The sequence below is a fragment of the Amycolatopsis orientalis genome, from assembly GCF_000943515.2.
Lineage (GTDB): Bacteria > Actinomycetota > Actinomycetes > Mycobacteriales > Pseudonocardiaceae > Amycolatopsis > Amycolatopsis orientalis.
In genome coordinates, this window is the sequence record NZ_CP016174.1 from 3,009,682 (window position 1) to 3,023,320 (window position 13,639).

14 protein-coding genes and 1 pseudogene are annotated in these 13,639 nt (G+C 69.6%); 7 read left to right on the top strand and 8 right to left on the bottom strand.

Annotated features, from left to right (window positions below; genetic code table 11):
* Nucleotides 1–60: 60 nt before the first annotated feature.
* Nucleotides 61–1,452 (top strand): WS/DGAT/MGAT family O-acyltransferase, encoded by a 1,392-nt coding sequence (locus SD37_RS13400; protein ID WP_044854318.1) that lies wholly within the window; start codon nt 61–63, stop codon nt 1,450–1,452.
* 26 nt (nt 1,453–1,478) lie between these two features.
* Here the strand turns inward: SD37_RS13400 and SD37_RS13405 are convergent, their stop codons facing one another.
* Entirely contained in the window at nt 1,479–1,748 is a 270-nt protein-coding gene (locus tag SD37_RS13405; RefSeq protein WP_044854319.1) for a hypothetical protein, read from the bottom strand.
* Between the two features lie 130 nt (nt 1,749–1,878).
* On the opposite strand from SD37_RS13405, the pseudogene SD37_RS41955 reads away from it, so the two are divergent.
* The 6 genes and pseudogenes from SD37_RS41955 to SD37_RS13440 all read left to right on the top strand — a co-directional run.
* Nucleotides 1,879–2,940: pseudogene (locus tag SD37_RS41955) on the top strand (acyl-CoA dehydrogenase family protein); the annotation flags it as partial.
* A 7-nt stretch (nt 2,941–2,947) separates the two neighbouring features.
* Nucleotides 2,948–4,120 carry an acyl-CoA dehydrogenase family protein gene (locus SD37_RS13420; protein ID WP_044854321.1) on the top strand — a complete coding sequence of 391 codons (1,173 nt, stop codon included), beginning with the start codon at nt 2,948–2,950 and terminating at the stop codon, nt 4,118–4,120.
* Nucleotides 4,117–5,031, top strand: a complete 915-nt coding sequence (locus tag SD37_RS13425) for a bifunctional MaoC family dehydratase N-terminal/OB-fold nucleic acid binding domain-containing protein (protein WP_044854322.1) — start codon at nt 4,117–4,119, stop codon at nt 5,029–5,031. Before SD37_RS13420 ends, SD37_RS13425 begins: the two co-directional genes overlap by 4 nt.
* Nucleotides 5,028–5,423, top strand: coding sequence for a MaoC family dehydratase (locus SD37_RS13430; protein WP_044854323.1), 396 nt, complete (start codon nt 5,028–5,030; stop codon nt 5,421–5,423). Before SD37_RS13425 ends, SD37_RS13430 begins: the two co-directional genes overlap by 4 nt.
* Entirely contained in the window at nt 5,423–6,592 is a 1,170-nt protein-coding gene (locus SD37_RS13435) for a lipid-transfer protein (RefSeq protein WP_044854324.1), read from the top strand. Before SD37_RS13430 ends, SD37_RS13435 begins: the two co-directional genes overlap by 1 nt.
* 77 nt (nt 6,593–6,669) lie before the next feature.
* Nucleotides 6,670–7,239 carry a DUF5134 domain-containing protein gene (locus SD37_RS13440; RefSeq protein ID WP_044854325.1) on the top strand — a complete coding sequence of 190 codons (570 nt, stop codon included), beginning with the start codon at nt 6,670–6,672 and terminating at the stop codon, nt 7,237–7,239.
* Nucleotides 7,240–7,264: 25 nt separating this feature from the next.
* On the opposite strand, the gene SD37_RS13445 is transcribed toward SD37_RS13440, so the two are convergent.
* The 7 genes from SD37_RS13445 to kstD form a co-directional block, all read right to left on the bottom strand.
* Complete coding sequence (locus tag SD37_RS13445) at nt 7,265–7,720, bottom strand: riboflavin kinase (RefSeq protein WP_044854326.1); 456 nt, start codon at nt 7,718–7,720, stop codon at nt 7,265–7,267.
* 100 nt (nt 7,721–7,820) lie between these two features.
* Nucleotides 7,821–8,570 (bottom strand): class I SAM-dependent methyltransferase, encoded by a 750-nt coding sequence (locus SD37_RS13450; protein WP_044854327.1) that lies wholly within the window; start codon nt 8,568–8,570, stop codon nt 7,821–7,823.
* A 52-nt stretch (nt 8,571–8,622) separates the two neighbouring features.
* On the bottom strand, nt 8,623–9,486 hold the full coding sequence (locus SD37_RS13455) for a MaoC/PaaZ C-terminal domain-containing protein (protein WP_044854328.1): 864 nt from the start codon (nt 9,484–9,486) through the stop codon (nt 8,623–8,625).
* An 8-nt stretch (nt 9,487–9,494) separates the two neighbouring features.
* Nucleotides 9,495–10,520, bottom strand: a complete 1,026-nt coding sequence (locus SD37_RS13460; RefSeq protein ID WP_044854329.1) for a ferredoxin--NADP reductase — start codon at nt 10,518–10,520, stop codon at nt 9,495–9,497.
* Entirely contained in the window at nt 10,517–10,777 is a 261-nt protein-coding gene (locus SD37_RS13465) for a hypothetical protein (protein ID WP_037304005.1), read from the bottom strand. The genes SD37_RS13460 and SD37_RS13465 overlap by 4 nt, the downstream gene beginning before the upstream one ends.
* Nucleotides 10,774–11,913, bottom strand: coding sequence for a Rieske 2Fe-2S domain-containing protein (locus SD37_RS13470; RefSeq protein ID WP_044854330.1), 1,140 nt, complete (start codon nt 11,911–11,913; stop codon nt 10,774–10,776). The genes SD37_RS13465 and SD37_RS13470 overlap by 4 nt, the downstream gene beginning before the upstream one ends.
* A complete protein-coding gene (gene kstD, locus SD37_RS13475; protein WP_044854331.1) occupies nt 11,910–13,580 on the bottom strand; it encodes a 3-oxosteroid 1-dehydrogenase in 1,671 nt (556 codons plus the stop codon). Before kstD ends, SD37_RS13470 begins: the two co-directional genes overlap by 4 nt.
* Between the last annotated feature and the right edge of the window lie 59 nt (nt 13,581–13,639).

Genomic DNA, 13,639 nt, shown 5'->3' on the forward strand with positions numbered 1-13,639 from the left:
CGATCCTACCGCCGGGTGACGGCCTAGAACCGGTTGCAGAGTTCGCCTAGGGTGATTCTCATGCAGAGATTGAGTGGTCTGGACGCGAGTTTCCTCTATCTGGAGACACCGGCCCAGGCCCTGCATGTGTGCGGACTGCTCATCCTGGACGGATCGACCATGCCGGGCGGCTACGAATTCGCGCGCTTCAAGGAGAAGCTGGCCGAACGGGTGGGGCTGATCCCGGCATTCCGGCGCAAGCTGCACAATCCACTCTGGAATCTGACCCATCCCGTCTGGGTCGAGGACGAGGATTTCGACCTCGAAGCCCATGTTCACCGGATCGGCGTACCCGCGCCGGGGGACCGGCGGGAGCTGGCCGAACTCTGCGCCCACATCGCGGGACAACGGCTGGACCGCGCGAAGCCGCTGTGGCAGTTGCACGTCATCGAAGGCCTGGCGGACGGCGGGATCGCCGTCCTGCTCAAGATGCATCACGCCAGTGTGGACGGCGTCGGCGGCGCGAGCCTGATCACCGCGCTCGCCGGCCTCGAACCGGACGCCCCGCCGCCGGAGATCGCGCGGGACGAACGCCGCAACGCGGACGTGCCGGGCAGGCGGGCGTTGTTCGGCGCGGGGTTGACGTCGTTCGTGAAGAGTCCACTGGAGCTGGCGAAGCTCCTGCCGGATCTGTTCGGGCTCGCGCCGAAATGGATCGCGAAGGCATTGCAGGGCAAGGGAATGCCGGTGCCGTTCACGGCGCCGCGTACCTCGCTGAACGGGACGATCACCGCGCACCGCAGCGTGGCCTACGCCTCACTCGGCCTCGATGAGGTCAAGCAGGTGAAGAACGCGTTCGGGGTCACCGTCAACGACGTCGTCCTCGCCGTCGTTTCCGGTGCCCTGCGGCGGTTCCTGCGGGACAGGGACGAATTGCCGGACGATCCGCTGGTGGCGACCGTGCCGGTGTCGGTGCACGGACGGACCGGACGCGAACACGGCAGCAACAAGGTGTCGGCGTTCTTCGCGTCGCTGCCCACCCATCTGGAGGATCCCGCCGCGCGGGTGTTCATGCTCGCGGAGTCGAACCGGCTGTCGAAGGACCACCACTACGACATCGACGCCGACATGCTCGGAGACTGGGCGCAGTTCTCGGCGGCGACCTTGTTCGGGCTCGCGGTGCGCGCGTATTCGGCGCTGCGCCTCGCCGAACGGCATCCGGTGGTGCACAACCTGGTGGTGTCCAATGTGCCCGGACCGCCGATGCCGCTGTACCTGCTGGGCTGCCGGGTCACCGGGCTCTACCCGCTCGGGCCGGTGTTCCACGGCGCCGGGCTCAACGTGACCGTGCTGTCCAACGCGGGACGAGTCGACGTCGGCCTGCTCGGTGCCCGTGAACTCACCGGCGATCTGTGGCCGCTCGCCGACCATTTCCAGGACGCGCTTCAGGAACTGATCAAGGCCGCACCCTAGCGCCGCACGGCCACCGCGAACCGGCGTCAGGAGTCTTCGGCTTCGACCATGGCCACGACCTCGGCGAGGTCGGGGCCCGCTTCGGCGATGAAGCGCTCGACCAGTGCGAGGGGCAGCGGCTCATCGGTGTCGGCCCGGAACAACGCCGTGCCGGTGGGGCCGTCCAGGTAGGCGTTCAGGACGACGCCCTTGCCCGGCGTCGGCGCGACGTCCTCCAGTTCCCAGCCGAAACCGTAGCGGGACGAGTCGTTCCATCGGTTGATCAGGTAATGGCGGCCGTCGTACTCCCAGCTCATGACGGCATCATGCCCCGCCCGACCGCCCGCCGCGACCGTGTTTTCCGTGGGGGTTGCCGTCCGGGCGCCTTCCGGATAAGACTAGAACAGGTTTCAGTATTGTGCCCGTCCGGCCCGGTGAGGAGCCAGAGTGGACTTCCAGTTCGACGAGACGCAGACCGAGGTCACCGCGCTCACCGCGCGCGTGCTCGGCAAGGAGCGCGCCCCCGCCGAGACCTGGCGCGCGCTCGCCGATGCCGGCCTGCTCGCCCTGGCGCTGCCCGCCGAACTCGGCGGTGACGGCCTCGGCGTCGCCGAAGTCGCCCTGGTTCTGACCGAACTCGGCCGCGTCGCCTCCCCGGTCCCCGCGCTGGCTTCGCTGGCCTTCGGTGTCCTGCCGGTCGGCGCGCTGGGCGGCCCGGATCAGCGCGCGGCCCTGCTGCCCCCGGTCGCCGCGGGCGACTCGGTGCTCACGGCCGCGCTGCACGAACCTTCCGCGCCGTTCCCCACCCGGCCCGCCACCGTGGCGGAGTCGGCCGGGGACTGGCGGCTGAGCGGGGTCAAGGTCGGCGTGCCGTTCGCGGCGGAGGCGACGCGGATCCTCACGCCGGCCTCGCTGCCCGGCGGCACCGGCGTCTTCCTGGTCGATCCCCACGCGGACGGCGTGACGCTGACCCCCACCAGGACTTCTTCGGGTATCCCGGACTACACGATGACGCTGGATTCCGTGACCCTCACGGACGCCGATCTCCTCAACGGGCACGGCCCCGGCGAAGCGATCGCGACCCTGCACAGGTTCGCGCTCGCGGGCACGGTGGCGTTCGGCGACGGGCTGCTCGCCGGTGCGCTCGCGCTGACCACCAGGCATATCGGCGAACGCGAACAGTTCGGGCGCCCGCTCGCGGCGTTCCAGGCGGTGGCGCAACAGATCGCGGACGTCTACGTGGCGTCGAGAACAGTTCAGCTCGCCGCGCGCTCGGCGGTGTGGCGGCTCGCCGCGGGACTGGACGCCCAGGCGGAACTCGACATCGCGGCGTACTGGCTGGCGGAGGAGGCCCCCGAGGCGCTCGCCGTCTGCCATCACCTGCACGGCGGGATCGGGGTGGACGAAACCTATCCACTGCACCGGTTCTCGTCGGCGGTCAAGGATCTCGGACGGACCCTCGGCGGCGCCTCGCATCGGCTGGCCGAGCTGGGCGAACTGGTGGCGGGGGGAACCGATGCTGATCGAACTGACCGCGGCGCAACGACAACTGCGCACCGAGCTGCGAAAGTACTTCGCCGGTTTGGTGAGCGCCGACGAGCGGCGGGCGATGCTGCGCGAGCGGCATGGCCCGGTGTACCGCGAGATCGTGCGGCGGATGGGCCGCGACGGCTGGCTCGGCGTCGGCTGGCCGGAACAGTACGGTGGCCGCGGTTTCGGCGAGATCGAGCAGCATCTCTTCGTCGACGAGGCCGCCCGGGCCGACGTCCAGCTGCCGTCGGTGACGTTGCAGACCGTCGGGCCCACCCTGCAGGCGTTCGGCACCGAGGAGCAGAAGTCCTTGTTCCTGCCCAAAATCCTGGCGGGCGAGGTGCATTTCGCGATCGGGTACACCGAACCGGACGCGGGAACCGACCTTGCCGCGCTGAGGACGACGGCGGTCCGCGAGGGTGACGAGTACGTCGTCAACGGCCAGAAGATCTTCACCACCGGCGGGCACGACGCCGACTACATCTGGCTCGCCGTGCGGACCGCGCCGGACGCGCCGAAGCACAAGGGCATCTCGATCCTCATAACGAGCACGCGCGATCCCGGCTACTCGTGGACGCCGATCATCACCTGCGACGGCGCGCACCATGTCAACGCCACCTACTATTCGGACGTCCGGGTGCCCGCGAACATGTTGGTGGGCAAGGAGAACGAGGGGTGGCGGTTGATCACCACCCAGCTGAACCACGAACGCGTCATGCTGGGCCCGGCCGGGCGCATCGGCGGTCTTCACGACCGCGTCCGCGACTGGGCGGCGTCGAGGAAGTCGCCGGACGGCACGCCGTTGACGCAGCTGCCCGACGTTCGCGGTGTGCTCGCCGAAACCCTGGCGACCGCACGGGTCAACGAACTGCTGAACTGGCAGGTCGCCGCCTCCTCGGCCACCGGGCCGGTGGCCGTCGCCGACGCCTCGGCCACCAAGATCTTCGGCTCCGAACGGATCCAGCGGCTGGCCAGGAGACTGGAGGAGATCGTGGCCCGGCACGGCGATCAGGCCGACCCCGAAACCGCCGACCTGGCGCTGTGGCTGGATGTGGTCGCCAAGCGCAATCTGGTGCTGACCTTCGGCGGCGGCGTCAACGAGATCCAGCGTGAGCTGATCTCCACCGCGGGCCTCGGACTGCCGAGGGTGCCGCGATGAGCATCCAGGAGGCGGCTGAACGCATCGCCGCGCGAGGGGAATCCGCGCCGAGGGCCGCCCGCGACGCGGTCAACCAGGCCATGGTGAACAACTGGGTCGAGGCCATCGGTGACCGCAATCCGGTGTACGTCGACGAAGAGTTCGCCGCCGAGAGTGTCCACAAGGGACTCGTCGCGCCGCCCGCGATGGCGCAGGTGTGGACGATGGGCGGGCTCCACGGGACGAGGGCCTCGGACGATCCGCTCGGCGCGATGATGGAGGTGCTCGACGAAGCGGGGTTCACCTCGGTCGTCGCCACCAACTCCGAGCAGACCTACCATCGCTACCTGCGGCACGGCGAACGCGTCTCGGCGACCTCGAAACTGGAAAGCGTCGTCGGGCCGAAACGCACCGCGCTGGGTGAAGGCTGGTTCGTGACGACGAAGACCACCTGGTACGTGGGGGACGAGGCCGTCGCGGACATGGTGTTCCGGGTGCTGAAGTTCCGCCCGCCGGGCGCCGGACCCGCCAAGGCGGCCGCTCCGGTGCTGCGGCCGGTGATCAGCAAGGACACCGAGTTCTTCTGGGCCGGGCTGCGCGAAGGAGAACTGCGGATCCAGCGGTGGGGCGAAACCCTGCGGCATCCACCCGGTCCGATGCCGCCGGACGGCGACCTCGACGCCAAGCCGGACCACGTCGTCGCCTGCGGCCGGGGAACGGTCTACAGCTATGTCGTGCACCACCATCCGCCGGTTCCCGGCAAGGACTTGCCGTTCGTGGTCGCGCTCGTCGAACTCGAAGAGGGTGTCCGGGTGATGGGTGAACTGCTCGACGCCGACCCCGAAACGGTCCACATCGGACTGCCGGTGGAAGCCGCCTTCGTGAAGGTCGACGAGGAACTGACCTTGCCCGCTTGGAGGATCGCGCGATGAAGGACTGTGCGGTCGGCACCGAGTTGCCGCCTTTGACGATCGAGGCCACCCCGACCTTCGTGGTGAGCACCGCGCTCGCGACGCGGGACTTCCAGGACGTCCACCACGATCGGGACGCCGCCGTCCAGCGGGGCTCGAAGGACATCTTCCTCAACATCCTCACCGACACCGGGCTGGTCCAGCGGTTCGTGACCGACTGGGCGGGCCCGGAGGCGTTCGTGCGGTCGATCAAGATCCGGCTCGGCGTGCCCTGCTACGCCTACGACACCCTGACCTTCACCGGACGGGTCACGGAACGCGACGGCGACGACGTGGTGGTCTCCGTGTCCGGTGTGGACAGTCTCGGCGAGCATGTGACCGGGACCGTGGAACTCACGCTGGGAGGCGAGTGATGACACTGTCCGGACGGGCCGCGATCGCCGGTATCGGCGCGACGGAGTTCTCGAAGGACTCCGGCCGCAGCGAACTGCGTCTGGCGGCCGAAGCGGTCTCAGCCGCGTTGAAGGACGCGGGTCTCGCACCGTCCGATGTGGACGGTCTGGTCTCGTTCACCATGGACGGCAACAGCGAGATCGCCGTGGCACGGGAACTCGGGATCCCCGGACTGAAGTTCTTCAGCCGGATCCACTACGGCGGCGGAGCGGCGGCCGCGACCGTGCAGCAGGCCGCGATGGCCGTGGCCACCGGGGTGGCGGACGTCGTCGTCGCGTACCGGGCCTTCAACGAACGGTCCGGGATGCGGTTCGGTCAGGTGTCGTCGGCCGCGGCGGGCCAGGTGAACTCCTCCGGCGTCGACAACGCGTTCCACTACCCCATGGGGATCGCGACGCCGGCGGCGACCGTCGCCATGCTCGCCCGGCGCTACATGCACGAGTACGGCGCGACGAGCGAGGACTTCGGCAGGGTGGCCGTCGTCGACCGCGCCCGCGCGGCGACGAACCCGAAGGCGTGGTTCTACGGCAAGCCGATCACCCTCGAAGACCATCAGGCGTCCCGCTGGGTCGCGGAGCCGTTGCATCTGCTCGACTGCTGTCAGGAGAGCGACGGCGGCGTCGCGCTGGTGATCACCAGCGCCGAGCGGGCGCGCGACCTCAGGCACCGGCCCGCAGTGATCGCCGCCGCGGCGCAGGGCAGTGGTCCGGACCAGTACGTGATGACCAGTTACTACCGTGACGACCTCCCGGCGCTGCCCGAGATGGGTGTCGTGGGGCGGCAGCTCTGGGCGCAGTCCGGCCTGGGCCCCGGCGATATGGACCTGGCGGTGCTGTACGACCACTTCACCCCTTATGTCCTGATGCAGCTGGAAGAACTCGGCTTCTGCGGCAAGGGGGAGGCCAAGGACTTCATCGGTGGCGGCACCCTGGAACTCGACGGGAAACTGCCGCTCAACCCGCACGGCGGGCAGCTCGGGGAGGCCTATATCCACGGGATGAACGGGATCGCCGAAGGGGTCAGGCAGGTCCGGGGAGACGCCGTCAACCAGGTCGAGGGGGCCGAGCGCGTGCTCGTGACCGCGGGTACCGGCGTCCCCACGAGCGGACTGGTCCTCACCGCGGGGTGAGATCACCTCATTGCCCGATGGTGTACTAGAGCAGCACCTGCCACGGTGAAGGGGATACCGGTCGGGGCGGAGGTGCCATGTCGGGTCCGGTCTTCGTAGCGTGGACGCTGACCGCGGTGTTCGCCGCGCTCGCCCTGCCCTGTGTGCTGAGACTCGTCCGTTTGGATTACCGCGGCCAGGGCGCGGCGGTGCGCAACGGTGATCTGGCCGAACTGCTGCTCGTCGTGGCCATGGTCGCGATGCTGTCCCCGGTGGGCGGCCCGATCCCCGCGGCGGGCTGGCAGGCGGTATTGGTGCTGACCGCGGGCTGGTTCGCCGTCGCGTGGTGGAAGGGCCGGCGGTCCGGGCACGCCGCCTGCGGGCATCACGCCGTCTCCGCCGCGGCGATGCTGTTCATGGTGACGTTCATGCCGCACAGCGAGGTCTCCCACGGGCCCTGGCTGGTGATGTCCGGCGCCGGTGCCGCCCCGGCGCTGTGGTTGTCCGTGGTTTCCGGTGCCGTGGCGGCGTATTTCGCGGTGGACGCGGTGCGAGCCGGGGTCATGGCGGCGCGGGGCGAACCGGGTGCCGGTGAGGTGTCGCGCCGGGTGTGCCGGTCCGTCATGGGACTGGGGATGGGCTACATGCTCCTGGCCGCCGCCCTCTGACCCGCGTTTAGCGGGCTAACCGCGCTCAGGCGCCGACGCGCCGGACGACCCCGTCCCCGGCGTCCCCCGGGTTCGGCAGGGCGGCGGCCGGGTTGTCCGCGGCCCAGGCGGCGGCGTCGGCGATGTCCTTGGTGAGCGCGACGATCAGCGCCTCCGACGAGGGGTACGCCTCCTGCTCCCGCAGGTGGTGGCCCAGCCAGACGGTCAGCGTCTCGCCATAGAGGTCCCCGGCGAAGTCCAGCAGGTGTGCCTCGACGAGCCGGTAGCCGTCCGCGCCGTAGTACGTCGGCCTCCTGCCGACCGAGACCGCGGCCGCGATCCGGGTGCCGTCGGCGCGTTCGGCCCAGCCCGCCCACACTCCGTCGCCGATCTGGCCGTCTTGGTCGCGCAGTGCGATGTTGGCGGTCGGGAAGCCCAGTTCCCGCCCCCGCTGATCGCCCTTCTCCACCTGGCCACGGACCACGAAGTACTCCGCCGTCATACCGCTCCCGTCCCTGCCGTCACGAAAGCCATGAATACCACGAGCCGCGGCCGGGGTCGACCGCCGGCCGCGGCGTGGGAACAGTCCACTGTGTACTCGGTCACGTCGTGACGAGGCGGTACCCGAGATCCAGCTCGGTCCGGCCCAGCAGGCCGACGTGCTGCCGGTGCCAGTGCCCGTCGGCGAGGTCGGCGCGCAACCGGCCGACCGCCTCGGCGACGACGTTCTGATCCAGCAGCGCGACACCGGACATCCCGGCGCGCACGCGCTCGGAGAGGTACGCCTCCGGCCTGCGCCAATACGCGCCGAGGAAGCCGTCGACGCAGTCCGAGGGCACCGGCAGCGGAGCCACCGACGGCGTCCCGCCCAGCGCGGTCAGCTCGTCGACGACGCGGTCGAGGCAGGCCAGCCGGGTCTCGTGCTCGGCGATCTCCGGCAGGTACTCGCGCACCAGCCAGAACCGCGAGAACACCGCCGGATCCCAGGTCACGATCACCTGACGCCGGGACACGCGCCGCAGTTCGGCCAGCCCGGCGGTCACGTCGGTCCAGTGGTGCACGGTGAGCACCGCGAGACCGGCGTCGAAGGCGCCGTCGGGAAACGGGAGACTCTCCGCGCATGCCTGGACGGCCGGGGCCGCGGTGACCGGACGCTGGGCGATCATCCGCCGCGACGGTTCGACGGCGATCACGCCGCGATCCCCGGGCTCGTAGGAACCGGCGCCGGCGCCGACGTTGACCACCGATCGCGCGTCACCGAGCGCGGCGGTCACGGCGGCCGCGATCCGGGGATCCGGACGTCTCGATCGCGCGTAATCCCGGCCGAGTGCGGCATACGGGTCGGAGATCAAGGGGCGCACCCGGCCGAGTTTAGCCAGAACCCTTACCGGCATGGACGAGGATTCAGTCTGTCGTGGTCAATAAAGTGTCCGAAAGGACCGGTGCCTCGTCCCGGCCGGGGGCGGTGGTCGTGATCAGCAGCCCGGCGGGCTCGCGCCAGACGCGGGTCCGCAGCCGCTCGCCGGGGAAGACGACACCGGCGAACTTGGCCGAGAACGACGCGACGCGCGAGGCGTCGCCGTCGAGGAATTCGTCGGTGACGGCCTTCGCGACGACACCGTAGGTGCACAGGCCGTGCAGGATCGGCGTGTCGAACCCGGCCGCCGCGGCGAACGCGGGATCGGCGTGCAGGGGATTGCGGTCGCCGCACAGCCGGTAGAGCAGGGCCTGTTGCGGCAGCGTCGGCGTGTCGATGACCGCGTCCGGTTCCCGCGACGGGAGTTCGACGCGATCGGACGGGCCGCGTTCGCCACCGAAACCCCCTTCACCCCGGGCGAAGATACTCGACCGCAACGTCCACAGTGGAGAACCGTCTGAATCCGTGGCGACCGTCTCGTTCACGATCACCGCCGCCTTGCCCTTGTCGAACACGTCGACGATCCGGGTCCGCGCCACGGCTTTGCCGGAAACCGGGATCGGCCGGTGCGCGATCACCTCCTGCTTGCCGTGCAACACCTTTCCGAGATCGACCTCGACGCCGGGGAACGAGACGGCGGGCGGTTCGAACACGCGCAGGTTCGCCGCCACGGTCGCGAACGTCGGCAGGACCTGGAGCCCGTCCTCGTAGGTGTAGCGCAGTTCCCGCGGGCTCACCGGATCCGCGCCCGCGCCGAGCGCCAGATGGTACAGCTGCACGTCCGACGCGGTCCAGGCGAAACCCACCTCGCCGAGGTCGGCACCGATCGCGACTGCGGGGTCGATGGGCACAGGGCCTCCTACTCGTAGGTGACGGTGACCTCGTCGGTCAGCGGCAGGGACTGGCACGCCAGCACGATGCCTTCGGCGATGTCGTCGCCGTCGAGGACCTCGTTGTTCAGCATCTTCACCTCGCCGGAGGTGATCCGGCAGGCGCAGGCGCTGCACTGGCCCTCGCGACAGGAGTACGGCGCGTCGAAACCCTTTTCCAGCAACAGGTCCAGCAGTTTGGTCCGGCGCGGCCAGGCCAGTTTCCTGGTCTCGCCGTCCAGCGAGACCTCCAGTCCCGCCGGGCTTTCGGCCTCTTCGACGGCGACGGGTTCGGTCACCTCGAACGGATTCCCGCCGAGGGACAGGAACCGCTCCAGGTGGATCCGCTTGCGCGGCAGGCCGAGTTCCTTGAGGACCGTGCGCGCGGCGTCCATGAACGGGGCCGGGCCACAGATGAACGCCTCGTGCGCGGTGTACGGACGCACCAGGGCGCGCAGGTGGGCCTCGGTCGGCAAGCCCTGCAGGCTTTCCAGCCAGTGCAGTACGATCAGCCGGTCTTCGTGTTCCGCGGCGAGGTCCGCGAGTTCCCGCGCGAAGATCACCGAAGCCTCGTCGCGGTTCGCGTAGAGCAGCACCACCTTGCCGGTTCCGTGTGCCAGGGCCGATTTCAGGATCGACATCACCGGCGTGATCCCGCTGCCGCCCGCGAGCAACAGGAAGTCCTCGTCGAGCGACGCGGGACTGAACACCCCGGACGGTGGCAGGACCTGGACCTCCTGGCCCGCGCGGAGGTTGTCGCAGAGCCAGTTCGACCCGTAGCCGTCGGCGGTGCGCTTGACGGTGACCTGGACGCGGTTCTCGTGCGGCGCGCTGGAGAGCGAATAGCAGCGGGCCACCGACCCGGTCCGCTCGCTCGGCACGCGGACGGTGAGGAACTGTCCCGGGGTGTAGGCGAAAACCGCGGCGTGCTCCGCCGGGATGTCGAAGACTATCGAGCGCGCGTCGGCGGTTTCGTTGATGACCTCGGCCACGGTCACGGTGACGGGACCGCTCATTCGGGCACCTCCAGCAAGCCGTCCTTCAGCGCGGCGTCGATGCTGTCGCTGAGGTTGGCGCAGGTGTCGAGCAACGCCGTCTGCGCCCCGGACGCCTTGCGCTCCGCGAACACCGGGCAGCTCGCGGCCGCGTCGGTGGTCCACTGGATGCTGGTGTGCTGCACGCTGTTCTTCTTGACCAGCACGCAGGTCCCGCAGGTCCGGCAGGCCAGCGGGCGCAGCCCGGCGGTGAGGAATTCGACGGTCTCGGGCTTCACACCTCGGCCTCTTCCGCCTGCTGCCGTGCCAGGTTCTCGGCCACCTCCGCCGCCCAGACCTCGTTCGCGCGGCTGGTGTCCACTTCGAACTCGAACCGCCGCGTCATGTCCTCGGTGACGTCGGCGGCGTCCACGTAGAACTGGTCGTACCAGCGGCGGAGCTGGTAGACCGGCCCGTCCTCCTCGCACAGCAACGGGTTGTCGATCCGCGTCTTGTTGCGCCAGATCTCCACGTCCTGCAGGAAGCCGACGCCGATGCCCTTGGCGAACTTCCCGGCGATCTTGTCCGCGTGCTCGTCCGAGATGCCGGGGAGCTTCTTCACGATCACGCCCCACTGCAGCACGAACGAGTTCTCGGTGACCGGGTAGTGGCAGTTGATCAGCACGTTCTCGATCTCGAAACCCTGGTAGGTGTTGAGCAGCGTGTTGATCATGTACGACGGCCCGAAATAGGACGCCTCCGACCGCAGCAGGTTCTCCTCGCCGCCGTAGTTCGACGCCATTCCCTTGTCCGGACGGCCCTTCGTGTTCAGGTACTGCGTGGCGATATGCCCTTCGAACACGTTCTTGAAATAGGTCGGGAAGGCGTAGTGGATGTAGAAGAAATGCGCCATGTCGACCATGTTGTCGATGATCTCGCGGCAGTTGGAGCCCTCGATCAGGACCGAGTCCCAGGTCCAGTTGCTCCATTCGCCGTTGAACACGCCCTCGATCCGCGGGATGACGACGTCCTCGGGCGGCGGGTTGCCCTCCGGGTCGTTCCAGACGAACAGCTGCTTGTTCTCCTCCAGCACCAGCCAGGACTTCGTCCGCGCCCGTAGCGGAACCCTTTTGGCGTAAGGGATCGAGGCGCATTTACCGTTGCCGCTCCAGCGCCAGTCGTGGAACGGGCAGGCGATCTCGTCACCCTTGACCTCACCCTGGGTGAGGTCGCCGCCCATATGGCGGCAGTACCCGTCGAGCACGTTCAGCTTGCCGGACGAGTCGGCGAAGACCACCAGTTTCGTCCCGAACGCCGTGATGGCGTGCGGTTTCCCGTCCCGGAACGGCTCGGCGAGGCCGAGACAGTGCCAGCCGCGCGCGAACCGCGAAGGGGGCGCGCCCGCGTCGATCTGCCGTACGGATTCCGTCGTCATCGGCTGCCTCCCGTTTGACCGTGATCTTGCAGCGCGAGATGCTCGGCCGCAAGGTAGCCGAACACCATCGCCGGGCCGATCGTCGCGCCGGGGCCGGCGTAGGTGCGGCCCATCACCGCCGCGCTCGTGTTCCCCGCCGCGTAAAGTCCGTCGATCACCGAACCGTCTTCGCGCAGGACCCGCGCGTGCCGGTCGATCCTCAACCCGCCCTTGGTGCCCAGGTCGCCGGGCACGATCTTCACCGCGTAGTACGGCGCGACGTCGAGCGGGCCGAGGCTCGGGTTGGGCTTGTTCCGCGGGTCGCCGTAATAGTGGTCGTACGCGCTCCGCCCGCGATGGAAGTCCTCGTCCACGCCGCTCTTCGCGAAGCCGTTGAACCGCCGCACGGTGGCCTCCAGCGCGTAGGCCGGGACCTCCATCCGCTCGGCGAGGTTCGCGATCGTGCTCGCCTTGACCGCGATGCCCGCTTTGAACCAGCGGCCGGGCAGCGGCTGGCGCGGGCCGAGGCCGGTGAACATGTACCGGTTGCGGTTGCGCTGGTCGAACACCAGCCAGGTCGGGATGTTCTCGCCGGGCCCGTCGCCTTCGCCGTACATCGCGTGCACGGCCTCGACGTACGGCGCCGATTCGTTGACGAACCGCTCACCGCGGGCGTTGACCATCAGGCAGCCCGGCCGCGACCGTTCGGCGAGCGCGAACCACGGGCCGCCGGTCAGTGGGATGGACGGGCCCCACCAGGCGTCGTCCATCAGGTCGGTGGCCGCGCCGAGTTTGAGCCCGGCGCCGATGGCGTCACCGGTGTTGGCTTCGGCGCCGACGGTCCACTCGGTGCCGATGGGCGCGCGCTGGTACTTGACCCGCATCTCCTCGTTGCGCTCGAACCCGCCCGTGCCGAGGACGACGCCGAGCCGGGAGCGGATGAGGATCTCTTCATCCTGACGGCGGACCACGACGCCGGTCACGCGATCGCCTTCGACCTCGAGGTCCACCAGTGGCGTGTTCAGCCAGACGGGGACATCCGCCCGCCGCAGCCCCTCGCGCAGCCCGGCCGCAAGCGCTTGCCCCATGGAAAGGAGCCGCTGACGGCGGATCCGGCCGATCAGCCAGCGGCCGCCGAGGCCGAGGACGCGGAGGATCCCGCGCGGATGCCGGGCGAGCAGGCTCAGCCACCGGTAGTCCGCCTGGGTGATCGGGACGCCCAGCGGGGGAGCGCTGTAGGGCGGCTCCAGATTCGCCAGCTCCGGCCCGAGCAGGTTGCCGTCGAGGGCGGCCGGTTCGACCGAGCGCCCACCGGCACGCCCGCCCGGGGCTTCGGGGTGGTAGTCCGAGTAGCCGCGGACCCAGCGGAAGCGCAACGGTGTCTTCTCGCAGACGAAGGACAGGACCTCGGGGCCGCGGTCGAGGAACGCCGACCGGAGTTCGGCCGGGACGACGTCCCCGACGATCGACTGGAGGTACTCGTGCGCCCGCTCCGGGGGTTCGTCGATCCCGGCCGCGCGCAGGGCGTGGTTGCCGGGGATCCAGACGCCGCCACCCGAGCGCGCCGTCGAGCCGCCGAAGTGGGCGGCCTTCTCCACGACCAGGACCTTGAGTCCCCGGTGGGCTGCGGACAGTGCGGCGGTCATCCCGGCGGCACCACTGCCCGCCACGATCACGTCGTAGTCCATACGCCCCTCACCTGGAACACGTTGTAGGAAGCAGGGAGCAGCATCCGCGCTGCTCCAGT

What these genes read in the sequence shown, in the direction of transcription:
- SD37_RS13400 (WP_044854318.1), top strand. Translation starts at nt 61, where the DNA reads ATGCAGAGATTGAGTGGTCTGGACGCGAGTTTCCTCTATCTGGAGACA.
- SD37_RS13405 (WP_044854319.1), bottom strand. Translation starts at nt 1,748, where the DNA reads ATGAGCTGGGAGTACGACGGCCGCCATTACCTGATCAACCGATGGAAC.
- SD37_RS13420 (WP_044854321.1), top strand. Translation starts at nt 2,948, where the DNA reads ATGCTGATCGAACTGACCGCGGCGCAACGACAACTGCGCACCGAGCTG.
- SD37_RS13425 (WP_044854322.1), top strand. Translation starts at nt 4,117, where the DNA reads ATGAGCATCCAGGAGGCGGCTGAACGCATCGCCGCGCGAGGGGAATCC.
- SD37_RS13430 (WP_044854323.1), top strand. Translation starts at nt 5,028, where the DNA reads ATGAAGGACTGTGCGGTCGGCACCGAGTTGCCGCCTTTGACGATCGAG.
- SD37_RS13435 (WP_044854324.1), top strand. Translation starts at nt 5,423, where the DNA reads ATGACACTGTCCGGACGGGCCGCGATCGCCGGTATCGGCGCGACGGAG.
- SD37_RS13440 (WP_044854325.1), top strand. Translation starts at nt 6,670, where the DNA reads ATGTCGGGTCCGGTCTTCGTAGCGTGGACGCTGACCGCGGTGTTCGCC.
- SD37_RS13445 (WP_044854326.1), bottom strand. Translation starts at nt 7,720, where the DNA reads ATGACGGCGGAGTACTTCGTGGTCCGTGGCCAGGTGGAGAAGGGCGAT.
- SD37_RS13460 (WP_044854329.1), bottom strand. Translation starts at nt 10,520, where the DNA reads ATGAGCGGTCCCGTCACCGTGACCGTGGCCGAGGTCATCAACGAAACC.
- SD37_RS13470 (WP_044854330.1), bottom strand. Translation starts at nt 11,913, where the DNA reads ATGACGACGGAATCCGTACGGCAGATCGACGCGGGCGCGCCCCCTTCG.
- kstD (WP_044854331.1), bottom strand. Translation starts at nt 13,580, where the DNA reads ATGGACTACGACGTGATCGTGGCGGGCAGTGGTGCCGCCGGGATGACC.